At 70.4% G+C, this 20197-nt stretch carries 16 protein-coding genes and 3 tRNA genes; 6 read left to right on the plus strand and 13 right to left on the minus strand.

The features are described from left to right. Nucleotides 1-9: 9 nt before the first annotated feature. Nucleotides 10-1734, minus strand: coding sequence for an acyl-CoA dehydrogenase (locus ACQP2F_RS38240; protein WP_433296379.1), 1725 nt, complete (start codon nt 1732-1734; stop codon nt 10-12). Nucleotides 1735-1782: 48 nt separating this feature from the next. Then, on the minus strand, nt 1783-3585 hold the full coding sequence (locus tag ACQP2F_RS38245; RefSeq protein ID WP_433296381.1) for a diguanylate cyclase domain-containing protein: 1803 nt from the start codon (nt 3583-3585) through the stop codon (nt 1783-1785). Nucleotides 3586-3776: 191 nt separating this feature from the next. On the opposite strand from ACQP2F_RS38245, the gene ACQP2F_RS38250 reads away from it, so the two are divergent. Both ACQP2F_RS38250 and ACQP2F_RS38255 read left to right on the plus strand, forming a co-directional pair. Further along, complete coding sequence (locus ACQP2F_RS38250) at nt 3777-5501, plus strand: alpha/beta hydrolase (protein WP_433296384.1); 1725 nt, start codon at nt 3777-3779, stop codon at nt 5499-5501. A 15-nt stretch (nt 5502-5516) separates the two neighbouring features. Further along, nucleotides 5517-6554: a YCF48-related protein gene (locus tag ACQP2F_RS38255; protein ID WP_433296386.1), complete on the plus strand. Its 1038-nt coding sequence runs from the start codon at nt 5517-5519 to the stop codon at nt 6552-6554. 87 nt (nt 6555-6641) lie between these two features. Here ACQP2F_RS38255 and ACQP2F_RS38260 read toward each other — a convergent pair whose 3' ends face one another. The 4 genes from ACQP2F_RS38260 to ACQP2F_RS38275 form a co-directional block, all read right to left on the minus strand. Continuing rightward, the gene (locus tag ACQP2F_RS38260; protein ID WP_433296388.1) at nt 6642-7661 is read right to left on the minus strand and encodes a TIR domain-containing protein; all 1020 of its coding nucleotides are present in this window, start codon (nt 7659-7661) and stop codon (nt 6642-6644) included. A 320-nt stretch (nt 7662-7981) separates the two neighbouring features. Continuing rightward, nucleotides 7982-8755: an ABC transporter ATP-binding protein gene (locus tag ACQP2F_RS38265; RefSeq protein WP_433296390.1), complete on the minus strand. Its 774-nt coding sequence runs from the start codon at nt 8753-8755 to the stop codon at nt 7982-7984. Continuing rightward, nucleotides 8755-9540: an ABC transporter permease gene (locus ACQP2F_RS38270; RefSeq protein ID WP_433296393.1), complete on the minus strand. Its 786-nt coding sequence runs from the start codon at nt 9538-9540 to the stop codon at nt 8755-8757. Before ACQP2F_RS38270 ends, ACQP2F_RS38265 begins: the two co-directional genes overlap by 1 nt. A gap of 61 nt (nt 9541-9601) precedes the next feature. Further along, entirely contained in the window at nt 9602-10636 is a 1035-nt protein-coding gene (locus ACQP2F_RS38275) for an ABC transporter substrate-binding protein (protein WP_433296395.1), read from the minus strand. A 308-nt stretch (nt 10637-10944) separates the two neighbouring features. Here ACQP2F_RS38275 and ACQP2F_RS38280 point away from each other — a divergent pair, with 308 nt between their 5' ends. After that, the gene (locus ACQP2F_RS38280; protein ID WP_433296397.1) at nt 10945-11604 is read left to right on the plus strand and encodes a GntR family transcriptional regulator; all 660 of its coding nucleotides are present in this window, start codon (nt 10945-10947) and stop codon (nt 11602-11604) included. Continuing rightward, a complete protein-coding gene (locus ACQP2F_RS38285) occupies nt 11597-12526 on the plus strand; it encodes a DUF6282 family protein (protein ID WP_433296399.1) in 930 nt (309 codons plus the stop codon). Before ACQP2F_RS38280 ends, ACQP2F_RS38285 begins: the two co-directional genes overlap by 8 nt. Before the next feature lie 14 nt (nt 12527-12540). Here the strand turns inward: ACQP2F_RS38285 and ACQP2F_RS38290 are convergent, their stop codons facing one another. Together ACQP2F_RS38290 and ACQP2F_RS38295 are read right to left on the minus strand one after the other, a co-directional pair. Beyond that, nucleotides 12541-13176 (minus strand): response regulator transcription factor, encoded by a 636-nt coding sequence (locus tag ACQP2F_RS38290; RefSeq protein WP_433296402.1) that lies wholly within the window; start codon nt 13174-13176, stop codon nt 12541-12543. Beyond that, the gene (locus ACQP2F_RS38295; protein ID WP_433296404.1) at nt 13128-14414 is read right to left on the minus strand and encodes a sensor histidine kinase; all 1287 of its coding nucleotides are present in this window, start codon (nt 14412-14414) and stop codon (nt 13128-13130) included. The genes ACQP2F_RS38290 and ACQP2F_RS38295 overlap by 49 nt, the downstream gene beginning before the upstream one ends. 109 nt (nt 14415-14523) lie before the next feature. Here ACQP2F_RS38295 and ACQP2F_RS38300 point away from each other — a divergent pair, with 109 nt between their 5' ends. Next, nucleotides 14524-15534 (plus strand): fatty acid desaturase family protein, encoded by a 1011-nt coding sequence (locus ACQP2F_RS38300; RefSeq protein WP_433296407.1) that lies wholly within the window; start codon nt 14524-14526, stop codon nt 15532-15534. Between the two features lie 85 nt (nt 15535-15619). Beyond that, nucleotides 15620-16405, plus strand: coding sequence for an SDR family NAD(P)-dependent oxidoreductase (locus ACQP2F_RS38305; RefSeq protein WP_433296409.1), 786 nt, complete (start codon nt 15620-15622; stop codon nt 16403-16405). Nucleotides 16406-16471: 66 nt separating this feature from the next. On the opposite strand, the gene ACQP2F_RS38310 is transcribed toward ACQP2F_RS38305, so the two are convergent. From ACQP2F_RS38310 to ACQP2F_RS38330, 5 genes are all read right to left on the minus strand, one after another. Continuing rightward, nucleotides 16472-16544 (minus strand) — tRNA-Met (locus ACQP2F_RS38310). Nucleotides 16545-16593: 49 nt separating this feature from the next. Further along, a tRNA-Ala gene (locus tag ACQP2F_RS38315) sits at nt 16594-16666 on the minus strand. Between the two features lie 167 nt (nt 16667-16833). Continuing rightward, nucleotides 16834-16906 (minus strand) — tRNA-Trp (locus ACQP2F_RS38320). A 300-nt stretch (nt 16907-17206) separates the two neighbouring features. Then, nucleotides 17207-18175 carry a TAXI family TRAP transporter solute-binding subunit gene (locus ACQP2F_RS38325; RefSeq protein WP_433296411.1) on the minus strand — a complete coding sequence of 323 codons (969 nt, stop codon included), beginning with the start codon at nt 18173-18175 and terminating at the stop codon, nt 17207-17209. A 29-nt stretch (nt 18176-18204) separates the two neighbouring features. Further along, nucleotides 18205-20169 (minus strand): TRAP transporter permease, encoded by a 1965-nt coding sequence (locus ACQP2F_RS38330; protein ID WP_433296413.1) that lies wholly within the window; start codon nt 20167-20169, stop codon nt 18205-18207. Nucleotides 20170-20197: the final 28 nt, after the last annotated feature.

Here is a 20197-nt window from a genome sequence, read left to right on the forward strand (position 1 = left end):
GGGCTCAACCTAGCCCAACCAGGCGTCCTGGAGATCGACCAACAGGGTGTCCCGGGAGTCCAGCAGATCGAGCAGCGGTCCGATCCGGGGCAGCTCGTGGGTGACGAAGTAGCGCGCCGTGACCCGCTTGCCGTCGTAGAAGGCGCCCGGTTTGTCCCCCGCGGCGTTCAGCTGCTCCAGCCACATCCAGGCGATCACCAGGTGCCCGGCGGCATCGAGATACGTCGTCGCGTTGGCCAGCGCCACCGTGGGGTCGCCGCCGGCCCAGAGCTTGGCGGTCGTGGCGGCCAGCCGGTCCGCCGCGGCCAGCACGGGCTCGCCGAGCTCCGGCGGGGCACCCGCCACCGCGGCCTTGATGCGCGAGATCAACAGCGCGAGCCCGGCGCCGTCCTTCATGATCACCTTACGGCCGAGCAGGTCGAGCGCCTGGATGCCGTCGGTGCCCTCGTGGATCGAGTTGAGGCGGTTGTCCCGGTAGAACTGCTCGACCGGGTACTCCCGGGTGTAGCCGTACCCGCCGTGGATCTGGATCGCGTGGTCGTCGGCCAGCCGGCACCACTGCGACGGCCAGGCCTTCACGATCGGCGTCAGCACGTCGAGCAGCAGGGCGTTCTCGGGCGACGGCTCGTCCAGCAGCTTCGCCGCGAAGAGCACCAGAGCCAAACCGCCTTCCACGTACGCCTTGGACGCGACCAGCATCCGCCGGACATCCGGGTGCTCGATGATCGGCACCGGCGGCGCCAGCGGGTCCTTCCCCGCCACCGGCCGCCCCTGCAGGCGCTCGCGGGCGTAGTCCAGCGCGTGCAGATAGCCGGTGTAGCCCAGCGCCACCGCGCCCGAGCCGACCCCGATCCGCGCCTCGTTCATCATGTGGAACATGTAGGCCAGGCCCTTGCCCTCCTCGCCGACCAGGTAGCCGGTCGCCTCGTCGAAGGAGAGCACCGCGTTGGTCGTGCCCCGGTAGCCCATCTTGTGGTTGAGACCGGCCAGGTGCACGCCGTTGCGCTCGCCGACCGTGCCGTCCGCCGCGACGTGGTGCTTGGGCACGACGAACAGCGACAGCCCCTTCACCCCGGCCGGGGCGCCGGCCACCCGGGCCAGCACCAGGTGCACGATCGTCTCACTGAGGTCGTGGTCGCCGCCGGAGATCCACATCTTGCTGCCGGTGACAAGGTAGCTGCCGTCCTCCTGCCGCACCGCCCGGGTGAGCACGTCGCTGAGCGAGGAGCCGGCCTGCGGCTCGGAGAGACACATGGTGCCGGTGAAACGACCCTCGAGCATCGGTTTCACGTACGTCTCGACCTGCTCCGGCGTCCCGTGCGCGAGCAGCAGGTGCGCGTTGCCGATGGTCAGCATCGGGTACGAGGACGTCGCGATGTTCGCCGCCTGGAACCACATGAAGCAGGCCCGGGCGACCACCGCCGGCAGCTGCATGCCGCCCAGCTCCTCGTCCAGGGTCGCGGAGATCAGCCCGCTCTCGGCGAACACCTTCAGCGCCGCGCCGACCTCGGCGTTGACGTGCGCGGCCGCGCCGTCGAAGGTCGGTTCCTCGAGGTCGTTGCGCCGGTTGTGCGGGGCGAAGTCGCGCTCGGCGATCTGCGCCGACAGGTCGAGGAACGCGTCGAACGTCTCGCGCGAGTGCTCGGCGTAACGCTCCCGGGCGGTCAGCGCCTCGACGTCGAGCCACTCGTAGAGAAGGAAGTCGAGGTCGCGCCGGGACAGGATCCGGGACACTCCGGGCACCGCCGTTTCGTCGAGGGGCAGGGCCTCCAGTGTGCCCGCTCAGGGCTCGGCGCGGTGCCTCCCGGCCCGGGCCGGCCCGGCCGCGACGGCCGCGACGGCCGTGCGCGACTTCTTGATCGTGTACATGGCGTGGTCGGCGGCCCGCAGCGCCTCGTCCGGGTCGCACGAGTGCGGCGCCAGGTGCACGCCGACGCTGGCGCCGATGACGACCTCGTTGCCGTCGATCAGGAACGGGGTCTCGATCGCGGACCGGATGCGGGCGCACATCGCGGCCGTGTCGGTCTCGTCGAGCACGCCGGGCATGAGGACCACGAACTCGTCGCCGCCGACCCGGGCGAGGACGTCGTTCTCGCGTACGCAGGAGCTCAGCCGGTGTGACACCTGGCGCAACAGCTCGTCCCCCGCCTCGTGGCCGTGCGCGTCGTTGACCGGCTTGAAGCCGTCGAGGTCGACGAAGAGCACCGCCACCGCGTCGTCGCGCAGCGAGGCGTCCAGCGCGTCCTGCATGCGCCGGCGGTTGGGCAGGCCGGTCAGCGCGTCGTGCGCGGCCTCGTGGGCGAGCTGCTCCTGGAACGCGCGGGTCTGCGAGATGTCGCGGGCGTTGATGACGACGCCGGTCAGCGCCGGGTTGTGCATCTGGTTGGAGGCGGTGAACTCGAACCAGCGCCACTCGCCGGCGGCCGGTCGCACCCGGCACTGCAGGCGCACCACCGCGTCCCGCTCGGCCAGCAGCGCGGAGAAGTGGTGGATCATGTACGGCCGGTCGTCCGGGTGCACGATGTCGAAGACGGTGGTGCCGACCAGCTGGCCCGCCTCGAAGCCGAGGACGGTCGACGCGCTCGGGCTCGAGTAGGCGATCTTGCCCTTGTCGTCGAGCACCGTCACCAGGTCGGGAGCGTGCTGGAAGAGGGCCTGGAAGCGCTCGTCGTTGCGGCGGCGCTGGAGCATCGTGCGGTAGCCGAGGATGAAGATCGCGGCCACGCCGATCAGCATGATGGCCAGCAGCGTCAGGTTCAGCGTCTGGCTCTTGGTGTGCACCGCGCCGTCGAACGACGACTTGCTCTGGATCCGGATGTAGGACCAGCCGCCGGGCAGCCCGCCGACCACGGTCGCGATCATCGGGGTACCGCCGGCCGTGTACTCGACGAATATGCCGGACCGGGGCGCGGTTGCCAGCACCGCCCGGATCGCCGGGTCGACCTTCGTGCCGAGCTTGGCCGCGTCGTCGGTCGCCCCGATCACGCCGCCGGCGTCGACCACGTTGGTGCTGTGGGTGGAGTCCTTGAGTGTCAGCAGGTACTGCTGCAGGGACGTCGAGGCGACCGCATCGAGGCCGATCAGGATCCCGGCCGGCGAACCGCCGACCATGACCGGCACCGCGACCGCCTCCAGCGCGACCCCGTCGACGGTCATGACCGAGGAGAACCCGGGCTGGCCGGCCGCGAGCCCGGTCCGCAGCGACGCCCAGCCCGGGTCGGTGGCCGGAGGCAGGCCGTCGGTGCGGCTCGCGTTGAGCACGTTGCCTTGAAAATCGGTGAGCAGGGCGCCGTACGCGAAGGTCGCGCTCTTGGCCACCAGGGTGTTGAGCGCCTGCCGGTCGGTGGCGCTGTTCCGGCCCAGGTGCAGCACGTGCTCGGTGGCGAAGTCGTTCAGCTCGCTCGCCGAGAGCAGCTTGAGCTGCCGGGTGAGCGTGCCATTGTTGACCGCCAATGCCTGCGAGTCGGCACGGTGGACGGCGTCGGCCGCCCGCAGCGCCGACCTGTTCACCAAGATGCCGATCGTGCCCGCGGCGGCCAGCAACAACACGCTGACCAGCACGGCAGTCCAGTTGCGCAGCCGCATCGCTCACCCTCCTCGCCGTTGTCATCGGCAGGCGGGCCGGTAGCTGAACGGTTTTCCCTAGGGATCTACCCCGGAACATCCCCCATCGATGCGCGTGATGTCGGGAATCGGCGGTTTTGAGGTGGTGCGCTGGAGGCGGCAGTGGCCCAAGATGAAGGAGCCGGTTCTTGGTGCGAGCGGCAGGGGGCTCTATGCGCAGGTCGGTGGTGACGGCGCTACCGGAGAGATCCGCGCCGTGGCGCAGCTGGATCCCGGCACCGCGGCGCAGTCCCGAGAACCCCGCCCCCCGGTCGGTCGTGCCGCGCCGCCGGGTCATCCGGTGCGGCCTGAGCGTCACCGGCTTCGGCCTGTCCGCCGTCTTCTACTGTCTTTCCTTCACCCCCTCCCTGCTGCCGCGGCCGTGGTTCCTGCAGGGCGTGGTGGCCGGCCTGACCGCCGCCATCGGGTACGCGGTCGGCACCGCCGCCGGCGCGCTCGTGCGGCTGCGCTGGTGGCCGTCGCGCCGCGCCGAGCTGATCGCCTGGCGCCTGCTCTTCGCCCTGGTACCGGTGCTCATCGCGGTCTTCCTGTGGCTCGGCGTCCGCTGGCAGCGGGACCTGCGCGTACGGCTCGGCATGCAACCGCAGCAGGAGTACGACGCGCTGCGCACCGTGGGGATCAGCCTGCTCACCTTCGGCCTGCTGCTGCTGACCGCCCGGCTGCTGCGGTTCGCGGCCTACGGCGTGGCACGCGTGCTCGGCCGGGTCGTGCCCGAGTCGGCGGCCTACTGCGCCGGCTTCGTGGTGGTCACCATGCTCAGCTACGGCGCCGCCGACGGCCTGCTGTTCGACAACCTCTACACGACGGCGGACCGGTCGGCGGCGGTCACCGACAGCGGCACCGGGCGCGGCGTCGAGCGGCCGCTCACCGACCTGCGCTCGGGCGGCCCGGCGTCGCTGGTCGGCTGGGACTCGCTCGGCCGCCAGGGGCGCAACTTCGTGGCCAAGGCGCCGAGCCGCGAGCAGATCACCGGCTTCACCGGCCGGCCGTCGATCGAGCCGATCCGCCTCTACGCCGGTCTCGCCTCGGCCGACGACATTCAGAAGCGAGCCGACCTGGTCGTACGCGAGATGGACCGCACCGGCGCGTTCGAGCGGGCCGTGGTCGCGGTCCTCACGCCGACCGGCACCGGCTGGGTCGACAGCGACGTCACCGACTCGCTCGAGTACATGTACGGCGGCGACACCGCGCTGGTCTCCATGCAGTACTCGTACCTGCCCAGCTGGATCTCCTTCATGGTCGACCGGTCGAAGGTGGTGGCGGCGGCGTCCGCCCTGATCACGGCGGTGCACGACCGATGGGCGGCGATGCCGGAGTCGTCCCGGCCGAAGCTGCTGATCTTCGGGGAGAGCCTGGGGACGTACGGGACCGAGAAAACCTTCGGCACCGCGGAGAAGATGGTGGCCGGCGCCGACGGGATCCTGCTCGAGGGGCCGACCTTCGCCAACCCGATCCACCAGCGGCTCACCGAGCAGCGGGCGGCCGGCAGCCCGGTCTGGGACCCGTCGTACCCGTCGCTGCCGGTCGAGTTCGCCAACCGCGCCGACCAGCTGCGCTCGCTGACCGGGCCGCCGCCCAAGGTCGTCTACATGCAGAACTCGTCCGACCCGGTCGTCTGGTGGAATCCGAGCCTGCTGTGGCACCGGCCGGACTGGCTGCGCGGGAAGCGCGGGCCCGAGGTCTCGCCGGCCATGCACTGGTACCCGCTGATCACGTTCTGGCAGACCACGACCGACCTGATCTTCGCGAACAAGGTGCCGATCGGGCGCGGGCACGTCTACAAGTCGGGGACGGTCGACGGCTGGGCGGCGGTCGCCGCGCCGCCGGGGTGGACGGCCGCGAACACCGTACGACTGCGTGCTCTCCTCGATCATTAGCGGTAGCGTCGCCGGATGAGGTTGCAGCGAAAGTTGTCGATCGCGCTGGCCGGGATGGCGGTCGTCGCCGCCACCGCCGGCTTCACGGGCCACGGCGGCCCGCACTGGAAGCTCACCGACACGTCCACGACCGCCCGGTTCCGCGGCCTGGCCCCGGTCAGCGCCAAGGTCGCGTGGGTGGCCGGCAGCGAGGGAACCATCCTGCGCACGCTCGACGGCGGGCGCTCCTGGGCGTCGGTCGGTCCGGCCGGCGCGGCCGCCCTCCAGTTCCGCGACATCGAGGCGTTCGACGCCCGCACGGCGGTGGCGCTCACCATCGGGAACGGCACCGACTCCCGCATCTACCGCACGTCCGACGGCGGCCGCACCTGGGCGTCGGCGTTCGTGAACGAGGACGCCGACGCCTTCTACGACTGCCTGACGTTCCTCGACGCCCGGCACGGCCTGGCCCTGTCCGACCCGGTCGGCGGCAAGTTCCGCATCCTGGCCACCTCGGACGGCGGCCGCAGCTGGCGGGTCACCTCGCCGGCCGGCATGCCGCCGGCCCTGGACGGCGAGTTCGCGTTCGCCGCGAGCGGCACCTGCCTGGTCTCGGCCCAGGGCCGCGCGTTCTTCGCCACCGGCGGCGGCGCGGCCGCCCGCGTCTTCACGTCGTCCGACCTCGGCCGCACCTGGTCGGCGGTCGCGACCCCGGTCCCGAGCGGGCCGAGCGCCGGCATCTACAGCCTGGCCTTCCGCGACCGGTCCCACGGCCTGGCCGTCGGCGGCGACTACGCCGCCCCGACCGTCGCCCCCGCGGGTGCCGCGTTCTTGAAGGGCCACACCTGGACGGTCGCCCGCACGGTCCCGGGCGAGTACCGCTCGGGCGCGGCCTGGCTGGGCCATGGCCCGGTGGCGCTGGCGGTCGGGCCGACCGGCAGCGACATCACCTGGAACGGCGGCCGCGACTGGAAACGCTTCGACACCGGCAGCTTCGACGCGGTGCTCTGCGCCCGCGACGGCGCGTGCTGGGCGTCGGGCGAGCAGGGCCGGGTCGCCAAGCTGGCCTTCTGACCCGGTTTTCCAGGGCCGGACGCTCCTCGCGGCCGGCCCGATCCGTTCTACCGCCGGCCGCTCCTCGCAGCCGGCGGTAGACCCGCTCTACCGCCGGGCGTGCTGCTCGCGGATGGCCCGGATCAGCTCGGCGAAGTCGCCGTTCGAGTGCTGGGCCTCGGTCAGCGTGTTCATGTCCCGCAGCACGTCGGTGATGCGCGCGACCGTGCCACAGATCTTGGCGACCAGGTCGAGATCCTGCTGGAGCGGGCCGAGATGCTCCAGCGCCACCTCGCGCATCTCCGCCTCCAGCTCCGCCCGCTGGGCCTCCCAGTGCTTCACGTACCGCACCCGTCCGCGTGCCCGGAAGATGTCCGCGTCGGGCAGCACGATCGGGAAGAGCCGTTTGGCGAAATTCTCGCGGCCGGCGATCTCGGTGAGCTCGAACATACAATTCGTCGACCGCAGATACGCGTCGTCGAGGACGACGATGAGCAATTCGGCGTTGCCGACCCGGCGCATGAATTCCTGAATGGATCCGCGATAAGGAATCTCGTGTTTGTCGCGCCGTACCGGAAGGCCCTGCTTGGCCAGCGTGGCAACCAGGTGGTCGACGACCGCCTCCGACGCGCCGCCCCATTTGTAGGAAACGTATATCTCCGGTGGTCGCGGCCCGGGAACCAGGGAGGCGATCGTGTCCGGGACTCTCTCCCGGCGGTCGAAGTCGTCGACCTCGAACCCGTGCACCGCGTCCGACCACTTCGGGTTGCGCGAGGTGATGAGCACGTGGCCACCGGCCGGCACCAGATGCGCCAGGTCGTCCGGGTCGTCGGCGTTGTCGAAGACGAGAAGCCAGCTCAGGCCCGTCGACTCCAGCGCCGCGACCGCGTCGTCCGGATCGCCGTGGATCGGTATGCCGAGTCGCCGGCCGAGGTCGCCCAGTGATCGCTCGACGAGCGACGGATCTTCGGCGGGAATCCACCACACCACGTCGTAGTCGTCGGCATACCGGTATGCGTATTCGACCGCCAGCTGGGTCTTGCCGACGCCACCGAAGCCGTGCAGCGCCTGCGGCAGCACCGGGGAGTCCGGAGCCGACTCGAGGCTGCGCCGCAGCTCCTCGAGCAAGACCTCGCGGCCGGTGAAGTCGGGGTTCCGAGCTGGTACGCCGCCCCACACACGCGGGGCGTCCGGCCGCTCCAGGGTTGCCCCGGGCAGGCCGGCGACGGTGACGACTGCGCCTGACCTCGGTTACGTCCGCGGCCAGGCGTTCGCTCAAATGTGCGCAGCGCGAAGCGGACCCTCACCCGGGCAGGCTGCCCGGACGGGTCGCTCACCCGTACATTATCCAATATGGATCTTGGGAACCGGAACCTCAGTGCGCCAGGTTCCCCGGCGCCGTCGCGTGCTCGTCACCCTTCGGGTATCGGGAATGCGATCCGGCGAATTCAGGAATGCGCCGGCAAATGATTGTCGCTGAGCAGCAGCGTGTGCAATTCGGCGCTCACGGCGGCCACCTGTTCCATGTGCGCGTTGTGGCCGAAACTGCGCGGCCGCGGAATGGGGATCTCGACGAGCCGGCGAATGCGGCCGGGGCGGGCGCTCAGAACGGCGACGCGGTCGGCGAGCAGCACCGCCTCCTGGATCGAGTGCGTGACGAAGACGATCGTGGTGCCCAGCTCCATGTGGATGCGCTGGAGCTCGACCGCCAGCTCCTCGCGGGTCAGGGCGTCCAGGGCCGAGAACGGCTCGTCCATCAGCATGACCTTGGGACTCTGGATCAGCGCGCGGCAGAGGGCCACCCGCTGCTGCATGCCGCCGCTCAGCTCGTGGGGCAGCCGCTTGCGGAAGCCGGACAGGCCGGTCATCTCCAGCAGCTGCTCGGCACGCGGGCGGTACTCGGCCCTCTTCCAGCCGAAGATCTCGACCGGGAGCAGCACGTTGTCCTCCACCGAGCGCCAGGGCAGCAGCGCCGGCTTCTGGAAGACCATGGCGACGTCGCGGCGCGGTTCCCGCACCGGGACGCCGTCGATCTGCACGGCGCCGGCGGTCGGGGTCAGGAGACCGCCGATCATGCGGAGCAACGTGGACTTGCCGCAGCCCGAGCGGCCGATGACGGTCAGGAACTCGCCGTCGCCGATCGTCAGGTCGATCTCCCGGATCGCCTCGACCGGGCCGGCCTTGCCGCGAAACGTCTGCGAGACGCCCTCGATGGTGATCATCAGTTCCCCGTAACCGCTCGGGCCCACGGGACGAGCAGGCGCTCGAGCCCGGCGACCAGGTAGAAGAGGACGACGCCCATGAGCGCGAGCAGCACCAGCGCGCAGAACGCGAGCGGGGTGTCGCTGGAGGCGCCGGAGCCCGCGATCACCGAGCCGAGGCCGTGATCGGGGTTGACCACCTCGCCGATCACGGCGCCGATGATGGCGAGCGGGGTGGCGACCTTCAGGCCCACGAAGACCTGCGGCAGCGCCCAGGTCAACCGCACCTTGACGAACGTCTGCCACCACGAGGCCCGGAGCGACCGGGCCAGCTCGCGCAGGTCGGCCGGGGTCGAGGTGAGGCCGGCCATGGTCGAGACGATCACCGGGAAGAAGCTGACCAGCACCACCATGACGATCTTCGGGGAGTCGCCGAAGCCCATCCAGACCAGCAGCAGCGGGGCGAGCGCGACCTTGGGGATGGCGTTGATCGCGGCCAGGACGGGCATGGCCATCCGCTCGACCGTACGGAAGGCGGCCAGGACCACCGCGATGACCAGGCCGGCGGCGACCGCGATCGCGAATCCGACGAGGACCCGCTGCAGCGTGGTCCACGTCTCCTGGAGCAGGAACGACGGAGTCTTGAGGAACGAGTCGACGACGTCGGCGGGCGACGGCACGTAGAACGGGTCGATGTGGAACACGGTGGTCGCCAGCCACCAGACCGCGATCGTGATGACCACGCCGAGCGTGGGCAGCACCGCGTTGGACCACACCCTGCTCTGCGGCCCGGGGACGTCCGTCATGTCGTGACTCCGTGGTTGATCGATGACGCGGGGCGGGACGCTTCCCGCCCCGCGTCCGGCGTCAGCTGGCCGGGACGAAGCTGAAGTCGACGACCTTGTCCGGGGTCAGGCCCGCCGGCATGAGGCCGTTGCCCTGCAGGATCGCGATGCTGCGCGCCACCCGCTCCTGGTCGAGGTGACCGAGCGGGGCGCCGTTGGGCGGCGACACGTACGGCTTCATGGCGTTGATCTCACCGATCGCGGCCGGAACCGCCGCGGTGGGCTCGGCCTTGTTCAGGATCGCCGCCGCCTCGTCCGGGTGGTCGAGCGTGTACTGGAGACCCTTCATGGCCGCGCCGGTGAACTTCTTGACCAGCTCCTTGTCGCTGCCGATCAGCTCCTCGCGGGCGATGATCGCGTTGCCGAACAGGTCGGACAGGTACTCGCTGTAGGGCAGCACCGTGACCTGCTTCTTCGACGCCGTCTCGAGCGCCTTCTTGGAGAGCAGGAACGTGCTCAGCGCGTCGACCTTGCGCTGGGCCATGAGGCCGTTGAGCGCGGTGGTCTGCGCGCCCTGCAGCTTGACCGTCTTCGGGTCGAGCTGGGCGAGCTTGGCGTACGCCGGGAACAGCAGCTCGCTCACCGAGCCCTTGGCGGTGGCCACGGTCTTGCCGGTCAGGTCGGTCGGCTTGGTGATGCCGGTGTCGGCGGTGGTCATGATCGAAACCAGCGTCTGCTGGTGGATCGCCGCGACCGCGCGCCAGTTGGTGAACTTGCCGAGGCCGGCCTGGATCTCGGCGCCGGTGAAGTCGAGGGCGGCGAACTGCGCCTGGCCCGACTTGATCAGCGTGAGGTTCTGGACGTTGCCGGCGCCCTTCTGGATGTCGACGTCGATCCCGGCGTCGGAGAAGAAGCCCTTCTCCTTCGCCACCCATACGAAGGAGTCACGGCCCACCGCGCCGAAAGCGGTCACATAGGTGACCTTCTTGAGATCGCCACCCGAGCCGGAGGCGCCCCCGGTCGTGCTGCCCTTGTCGTCCTTACTGGAGCACGCACCGGCCGTGACGAGCACGGCGGCCAGCAGCGTCACCGCCAGCACACGAGAGCGTCTGATCATCCAAATCCTCCTGAGAATCCGCCCGTCCAGCCGGCGGAGGTGACTGTTCGTCTGACCCGCGTGGACGTTGCGTCGATCGACACCCATCCGTCCGGCCCCGCGTCCGGTCGAGATCGTAGAGCAGGAAGGATGACCTGTCATCGCGCTCATTTCGGCCTAAATAGACCCTCGAATAATGCTGTAACGGGTCCGAAATGGACATCCATGCAGGTCAAGGTATGGTTGACAGCCTTCGGGCCGAAAGCGATGCTGTGCACAAGATTGTGAGCAATCCGTAGTCCGTCCGCCCCGCTGCTAGGAGTGCCCGTTTGACGTCGCCCGCCGCCGACGACGCCTACCTGCGGCTACGCGATCTCATCTACAGCGGCCACCTGATGCCGAACGAGCGGCTCGTCGAGGCCGACCTCGCCCAGCGGCTCGAGGTGAGCCGGGCCATCGTGCGTACGGCGCTGGTCCGTCTCGGTCAGGACGGTGTGGTGATCCTCACCCCGCACCGCGGCGCCCGGGTCCGCGTGGTCACCGACGCCGAGGCCGTCGAGATCCTCCAGGCCCGCGCCGTGCTCGAGGCGCTGACCGCGAGCGAGGCGGCCAAGCGCGCCACCGCCAAGGAGATCGCCGGGATCCGCCGCATCCTCGCCGGGATGAGCCGCAGGCTGGACGAGGGTGACCTGCTCGGCTACTCCGAGGGCAACGCCGCCCTGCACGCCGCGATCATCCAGGCCGCCCGGCACGAGACCGCGGCGCGCCTGATCACCGGGCTGCGGGCGCAGCTGGTGCGCTTCCAGTTCCGCACGATCCTGGTGCCGGGGCGGGCGCCGCATTCGCTGGCCGAGCACACGGCGATCGTCTCGGCGATCGCGGCGCGAGACCCGGCGGCGGCCGAGAAGGCCATGCGGGAGCACCTCGGGCACGTATCGGACGCACTGTCCCACACCAACCGTCGATTCCCCGGGGAGACTCATGGCTGACCATCCGGTTCCGTCCGATTCGGCTCGCACGCTGGTCGCCGGCGCCTACGACACCCACGTGCACATCGCGCCGGACGTGATGGAGCGCCGCATCGACGACCTCTCCCTGGCCCGCCGGTTCGCCTCCGTCGGACTTTCCGGATTTATTCTGAAATCTCATTACGTGACGACGGCCGAGCGCGCTTCGGTCGTACGGGCGGCGGTCCCCGGTGTTGATGTTCTCGGCGCGATCACGCTGAACGGCTCCATGGGCGGCATGAACCCCGCGGCCGTGGAGATCGCCGGCCGCTTGGGCGCGCGCATCGTCTGGATGCCGACCGTCGACTCCCGCAACCAGCGCTCGACCACCGCCACCGACCTGCCCGGCAGCAAGCCCGCGATGTGGGGCGCACTGCAGGCGGATCTGCACGCCCAGGGCATCGTGCCCGATGTGGTCGAGGTCGTGTCCGGCGACGGCGACGTGCTGGAGCAGGTGCGCAAGGTGCTGCGCGTGATCGCCAAGCACGACATGGTCCTGGCCACCGGACACCTTTCCGGCCCGGAGATCCTCGCGGTGGTGAAGGCGGCACGAGCCGAGGGTGTACGCCGGGTGGTAGTGACCCACCCCGAGTTCACCTCCCAGCGCTTGACCGTGGAGCAGCAGCGCGAGCTGGCCGCCGAGGGCGCGCTGCTCGAGCGGTGCTTCACCACCCCGTTCACCGGCAAGGTCGCGTGGGCGGACCTGTTCGCCAACATCCGCGCGGTAGGCATCGAGCACTCCGTGCTGTCGAGCGACCTGGGCCAGCCGTTCAACCCGCCGGTCGAGGACGGGCTCGCCCTCTTCGCCGATCGTCTCCTGGAGGCCGGCTTCACCCCGGACGAGGTCCGCACCATGGCCGTGGAGAACTCCCGCTTCGTGGCCGCCCAGCCCCGGAAGGCGTGACCGGGAAGCGCGGATCAGCCGTTCAGGTAGGCCAGCACCGCGAGCACCCGGCGGTTGTCGTCGTCCGAGGGCGGCAGGCCCAGCTTCATGAAGATGTTGTTGATGTGCTTGCTCACCGCCTTCTCGGTCACGAACAGCTTTCCCGCGATGGCCGCATTCGACCGCCCGGCCGCCATCTCCCCCAGCACTTCGCGCTCGCGCACGGTCAGCGCGTCCAGCGGTCCGCCCCGATCGAGCAGCCGGGCCACCACCTCCGGGTCCATCACCGTGCCGCCGCCGGCGACCTGGTGCACCACGTCGACGAACTGCGCCACATTGGACACCCGGTCCTTGAGCAGGTAGCCCACCCCGCCCCGGCTGTCCCCGAGCAGCTCCCGGGCGTAGAGCGGCTCGACGTGCTGCGACAGCACCAGGACCGGCAGCCCCGGCACCTCGGTGCGCGCCGCGATCGCCGCCTGGAGCCCCTCGTCGGTGAACGTCGGCGGCAGCCGCACATCGACCACCGCCACGTCGGGCTTCTGCTCGATCAGCGTCGGCAGCAGCTGCGGCCCGTTGTCGACCGTCGCGACGACCTCGAAGTCGAACGCCTCCAGCAACCGGGTCAATCCGTCCCGGAGGAGAGCGTGGTCCTCGGCGATGACAACGCGCACGGCAGCTCCATGGTCACGATGGTCGGCCCACCCGGCGGGCTGGACAGCGCCATCGTCCCATCGAACGCCGCCAGCCGGCGCTCGATCCCCCGCAGCCCGGTGCCACCGGACGGGTCGGCCCCGCCGTGCCCGTCGTCGCCCACCTCCAGGAACAGCCGATCCGCACCACGCTTGATGCTCACGTACGCGAACGTCGCGCCGCTGTGCACCGTCACGTTCGCCAACGCCTCGGCGATCGCGAAGTAGGCCGCCGACTCGACCGGCGTGTCGAGCCGCTCGGTCACGTCGGAGTCGACGCTCGTCGCCACCCTCAGGTTGAGCGCGAGTGCCCGAACCGCCCCGTCGAGCCCGCGCTCGGCCAGCACCGGAGGGTGGATACCGCGTACGAGATGGCGCAGCTCCACCAGCGCGGTCGAGCTCACCTCCCGGGCCTCGGCCAGCAGCAGCCGCGCCTTCCCGGGATCGCGGTCCACCATTTCCTCGGCCAGCCCGATCGTCATGCCCAGCGACACCAGCCGGGCCTGGGCGCCGTCGTGCAGGTCGCGCTCGATGCGGCGCAGCTCGGCCGCCTGCGCGTCGACCGCGTCGGCCCGCGTCACGGTCAGCTGGTCGACCCGAAGCCGGAGCTCGGCATTGCGCGTGGGCGCCAGGAACACCCGCGCGAACCGCGCGTCGACCCGTCGCAGGTAGGGCGCGGCGGCCAGGCCGATGGCCAGGATCAAGGCGCCCTGCGGCAGCGAGAGGAACCCGTCGCTGACGCTCTCGATCGGCCAGATCACGCCGTAGCCGTACGACCCCGTGCCCAGCCAGATCCACAAGGGAAGCAGAACGATGCCCTCGACGCCGTAGAGCGGGATGAGCAGCGACCCGATCCCGAGCGTCAGCCCCACGATCGCACCCGGCAGCAGCCAGGCCAGGTCGCGCCAGGTCGCGGGATCGCCGACGATCCATTTGTAGTAGCGCCAGCCGAAGATCCGCGCCTTCTCCGGCCGGGGGCGGTAGGGTCGCGCCACCGGCACCCCCCACCAGCCGCCGACGCGCCGGCCGACCTCCGCCCGCGCCCGCACCAGCATCGTGACCAGCGGCAGCAGGATCAGCCCCAGACCCCACACCGGCGTCAACGCCAGCGCGAGAACGAAGAGCACGAACAGCACGATGTTCGCGATCGACAGAACGATCGCCAGCGTGCCGCCGGCCACCGCCCGCAACCCGTCTCGTATCCAGTCCCGCGTCTCCATGCCCACCATCCTCGCCCGCGGCGGACCAGAACTCAGTAGGGCTAGCACTACTCTCGGATGTGGTCCTGGCTCTCCTGACGCAAGGCCCGCGAACCGGTTCCCTGGACGCATGACGACAACGGCAGAGCGGCCGCGCACGGCGGCCGGGAGTGATTTCGCGGAGCTGAGCCGGCGCATCAACCAGGCGGGCCTGCTCCGGCGCCGGCCGGCCTACTACGCCCTGCGCCTCGGTCTGGTGGCGGCGGCCCTGGTCGGTGGCTGGGCGGCGTTCTTCTCGATCGGCGCCTCCTGGTGGACGCTTGCCGTGGCCGCTTTCCTGGCCGTGGTGTTCGCCCAGGTCGCGCTGGTGGCCCACGACCTCGCCCACCGCCAGGTCTTCCGCACCAACACCCCGAGCCGCCGGGCCGGGCTGATCGCGGGCAACCTGGCGATCGGCATGTCCTACGGCTACTGGATGGACAAGCACACCAAGCACCACGCCAACCCCAACCACGACGACCTCGATCCCGACGTCGGCCCCGGCGTGCTGGTCTGGAGTCGGGAGGCCGCCCGCGGCAAGGGCTTTCTCACCCGCTACCAGGCCTACTTCTTCTTCCCGCTGCTGACCCTGCTCGGCCTGTCGCTCAAACGCGACAGCATTCGCGCGCTGCGGGACGGCACGGTCAAACGCCGGGGCCTCGAGAGCTTCCTGCTGGCGACACATCTGATCGGGTACGCCGCGGCGCTCCTCCTGGTGCTGACGCCGCTCCAGGCGCTGGCGTTCCTCGTGGTGCACCAGGCGCTGTTCGGCGTCTACCTGGGCATGACGTTCGCGCCGAACCACAAGGGCATGCCGCACCCGGACGGCACCGAGGACTTCCTGCGCAAGCAGGTGCTGACGTCCCGCAACGTCCGCGGCGGTCTCCTGGTCGACGCGGCGCTGGGCGGCCTCAACTACCAGATCGAGCACCACCTGTTCCCGGCCATGCCGACGCCGAACCTGCGCCGGGCGCAGCCGATCGTCCAGCGGTACTGCGCCGAGATCGGGGTGCCCTACGAGATGACGTCCTTGACCGACTCATACGCGCAAGCCCTGCGCCACCTGCACGACGTGGGCGCCGAGCTCCGCGACCACCGCTAGCGCCGGCGGCATCGAAAGGCCGCGGGCGGGACCAGCTCGTGAAACGGTGGTCTCGGTAACCGTCTCAGCAGGAACGGAGTGTCCGATGGACCTGAATCTCACCGGGAAGGTCGCCGTCGTCACCGGTGGCAGCGCCGGGATCGGCCTGGCCATTGCCCGCGGGCTCGCGGCCGAGGGAGCTCATCTGGCGCTGTGCGGCCGGGACGAGGAGCGGCTGCGGGAGGCGGCGTCGGAGATCCCGGGAGTGCGCGTGATCGGCGTGGCGGCCGACCTGACGAGTCAGGACGGCGTGGATCGGCTGGCGGCCGCGGTCCGGGAGGAGTTCGGCGGCGCGGACATCCTCATCAACAACGCCGGCACCGGGAGCGAGGAGAAGATCCTCACGGCGCCCGACGAGCGGTGGCAGCTCTATTGGGAGTTGCACGTGATGGCGGCGGTCCGGCTGGCCCGCGCGATCGCGCCCGGCATGAAGGCCCGGGGCGGCGGCGTGATCCTGCACAACGCCTCGATCTGCGCGACGCAGCCGCTGGGGTACGAGCCGATCTACAACGTGACCAAGGCGGCGCTGGTGATGTTCTCGAAGTGCCTGGCCAACGAGCTGATCGGGGACAACATCCGGGTCAACGCCGTCAATCCGGGGCTGGTCATGACGGGTGACTGGGTCAAGACCGCGAAGCTGCTGACCGAGGGCACCGACCAGACGTGGGAGCAGTACCTGCAGAAGATCGCCGAGGACAACGCGCCGATCGGGCGGTTCGCCACGCCGGAGGAGATCGCCGACCTGTTCGTCTTCCTCAGCTCGGCGCGGGCGACCTACGCGGTCGGCTCCACCTACTACATCGACGGCGGCTGGCTGAATGTGACGACCTGACCGAAGTTGGTGGCAGGGGTGGGAGTCGTAGTCCGGCGCGCTGTCCGTTGCGCTACAGGGGCGTGATGTCGTCGGGTGGTGTCGAACCATCCGGCCTCCGCCTTATGAGGGCGGCGCTCTACCGCTGGGCTACGACGACGTGGTGCTCCGGAGTTGTGGCGAGGGGCAGGGCAGCGCCCCGCCCCTCGTGGACCCGGCCGGGCTCGAACCGGCCACCTCCCGTTTGCAAGACGGGTGCTCTTCCCGATGAGCTACGAGCCCGATGTGCCGACGGCGTGGGCGAGGGCGGCGGGCCGCGCGTTGGCCGGGTAGCGCAAGTAATCCCGTCCAGCTAGCCCGGCGGTCGGAACACCCGCCGCAGCCGGCCCGCGTGACCGCCGCTCCTCGCCCCTATCTCCGGAAATGGTGGAACGCTATTAAATTGAATGCACGGGCGGCAGGAATCGAACCCACAACGCACGGACTTGGAAACCGTTGCTCTGCCAATTGAGCTACGCCCGCGGGACGAATACGGCGGTTGAGCGAAACGGGGCCGCCGACGAAAAAGCCGCCCTCCCGACAGAGGGAGGGCGGCGGCGAAAACCTGGGCGGCCTCAGCCGTTTCGCCAGCTCACTCCCGGGGAGGGCCACTTCGTGGCCCATCGCGTGCGGGCACGGTCGGACGTCGCAACATGTGCGGCGAGGTTTGCGCCGATGGCGGCCTGCCACATCATCTCGATCCCCTTTCGTGCGCGCTTGCGAGTGACGGTTAAAAGAATAGGACACCGCCGGCGGAAATGACAACACCTTTTCTGAGCGCTGTTACTTGGGGGCGCCGAGGTCGTCGAGGGCCTTGACCGCGCCGCGGTGGAGGGGGACCGGCTCGGTCTTGCGGGCGTTCGCCAGGGTGATCTCCTTGGCGGCGGCGTTGGCCTGGACGAGCTGTGCCTTGCGGTCGAACAGCACCCGGGTCAGCACGCACGCGACGTCCGGGTCGAGATCGTCGCGCACCAGCAGCATGTTGGGCACGACGATGGTGGCGACGTCGGCCGGGATGCGGTAGGTGGCGGCGGGGATGGTGCCGGTCTCGTACACCGGATTGATCTTTTGAAGGTCGCCGAGCACGGACGTGATGTCGAGGAACTCGACCTTGCCGGCCGCCGTGGTGAGCAGGTCGGTGATGCCCGGCGTGGGCAGGCCGCCCGACCAGAAGAGGGCGTCGATCGAACCGTCCTTCATGCCGTCGACGGTCTTGGTGAGGTCGAGCTTCTGGGCGCTGATGTCGGTGGCCGGATCGAGGCCGGCCGCCTTGAGCACGCGGTTGGCGATGACCTCGGTGCCGGACTTGGGCGAGCCGGTGGAGACCCGCTTGCCCTTCATGCCGGCCACGTCCTTGATGCCGGCCGCCTTGCGCACGATGACCTGGGTGTAGTTGGTGTGGATGCGGGTCAGCGCGGCGATCGGCTGCCGCGAGGTGAAGCTGCCGCTGCCGTTGACCGCGTCGGCGGCGGTGTCGGCCAGCGCGAAGGCGACGTTGTAGGTGCCCGCCACCACCTGCTGGATGTTCTGCACCGAGGCGCCGGTCTCGGCCGCGGTCGCCTTGAGCTTGCCGCCGGCCTCGCCGATCTGCTCGGCGTAGGCGTTGCCGAGCGCGAAGTAGACGCCGGTCGCGTTGCCGGTGGCGATGCCGACCCGGGTGTCCTTGGTGACCTCGCAGGTGACGGCTCCGCCGGCGTCGGTCGAGGCGGCGTCCTGGCGGCCACCGCAGGCGGAAAGGCTCCCGAACAGCACGAAGGAACAAGCAATTGCGGCCGTACGTCTCATAGCGTCCCCGCTTCGGTAGAGGTGATCTTCGGAAGGGCGGTCAGGAGAACGGCGCCGGCCAGGGCGACCAGGCCGAGCGTGATGGCGACCGGTGACAGATAGAGCAGCAACAGGCCGGCGGCGCCGCCCAAGACCCGCGCGGGCGTACCGGCCGCTCCGAAGCCGAACACCCAGCCGCCGGTCGCGATCGCCAGCCCGGCCACCGCCAGCATCGCGACCGCCGTCGCCCACAGGATGTCCACGAACGAGCCCCGCCCGAGCAGGTAGGACCCGGCGTCGGTGAGGACGAACGCGATCGGCGCCAGGAACGCCGGCAACGCGTACTTCAGCGCCTGCCACATCGTCGGCACGGTCCGGCCGCCGGTGATCGCCGAGGCGCCCACCGCGGCCAGCGCCGTCGGCGGGGTGACCTCGGAGAGCACCGAGTAGTAGAAGACGAACATGGCCGCGGCCGGCGCCGGCACGCCCAGCCCCAGCAGCGCCGGCCCGATGATCACCCAGCCGATGATGAAGCTGGCCGTCACCGGCACCGCCAGTCCGAGGATCGCCAGCGCGACCGCGGCCAGCACCACGGTCAGCGCCAGCACCGCGGCCGGGTTCGCGGTGATCGCGCGCGCCCCCGAGACCAGCAGCGAGGCCAGTTGCGCCCCGAGCCCGGTCTTGGTGGTGACGGCGGTGATGATGCCGGCCGCCGCGCACACCGCCACCACCGGCAGCACCCCGCGCACGCCCGCCGACAGCGCCTCGAAGATCCGCCTCGGCGTCAGCCACGCCCGCCGGTCCAGAAAGGACAGCAGGAACGCGGCCAGCGTCGCGTAGACCACCGCCCGCTGGGCGCTCACGTCCAGCGCGAGCAGCACGACGATGAGGATCAGCGACGAGAAGTGGTAGCCGAAGCGGAGAAGCAGCCGGCTTGCCCGCAGGTCGCCGACCGAAAGGGCGCGGACCCCGAACCGGCGCACGTCGATCTCGACGGCGAGCAGGATGCCCAGGTAGTACAGCAGCGTGGGGACGGTGGCCCAGCCGAGCACGGTCAGGTAGGAGACGTCCAGGTACTCGGCGACGATGAAGGCCGCGGCGCCGAGGGTGGGCGGGGACAGGATCGCGCCGACCCCGGCCGCGGCCAGCATGCCGCCCGCCTGCTCGGCCGGATAGCCGGCCCGGCGCAGCATCGGCCAGGTGACCGCGCCGACGCTGACCGCGGTGGCGGTGCCCGAGCCGGAGACGGTGCCGAGCAGGAAGCCGGCCGCCACCGCGGTGCGACCGGCGGCGCTGCGCGACTTGCGGAACGCGGCCACCGACAGGTCGACGAAGAAGCGGCTGGCGCCGGAGAGGTCGAGCACCGCGCCGTAGATGGTGAACAGCACGATGTACGTGGCCGCGACGTCGAGCGGCGTGCCGTAGAACCCGCTGCCGGAGTTGTAGAGCGCGTCGACGATCTGGGCGAAGTCGAGGCCGGCGTGCGCGATCGGCCAGTCCTGCGGAAGCAGCCCGCCGTAGTACCCGTACGCCAGGAAAGCGAGACAGACGATCGGGAGCGCGAGCCCGGTGGTGCGCCGGCAGGCCTCGATCACGAGCACCAGCAGCACCGCCCCGAAGAGCACGTCGACCGGTTCGAGCAGGCTCTGCCGATCGAGAAAGCCGTCGTAGCCGCCGCGGAACGGGTTGACCGGGTAGAGGCAGGCGATCAGGGCGGCGCCGGCCAGGAGCCAGTCGGGCAGCGTCGGCCGGGCCGTGGAGCGCGGCCTTGCCCGGTACGCGAGGAAGATCAGCGGCAGCGTGCCGGCCAGAAAGATGATCAGGTAGAACTGGCTGCCCCGGGCGAGCGGGCGGAACACCTGCCAGAGCACGAGCAGGGCGACCAGGAACGCGACGATCGAGACGCCGAGCCCGATGCGGCCGGTCAGGTCGCGCGCCGGCCGCTCCTCGTCGTCGTAGGCAATATATTGATCGTCGCCCATGTAAGGACACTACCGGCTCGGGCGCGTT

Origin of the sequence: Actinoplanes sp. CA-030573, from assembly GCF_050951115.1 — a bacterium.
Lineage (GTDB): Bacteria > Actinomycetota > Actinomycetes > Mycobacteriales > Micromonosporaceae > Actinoplanes.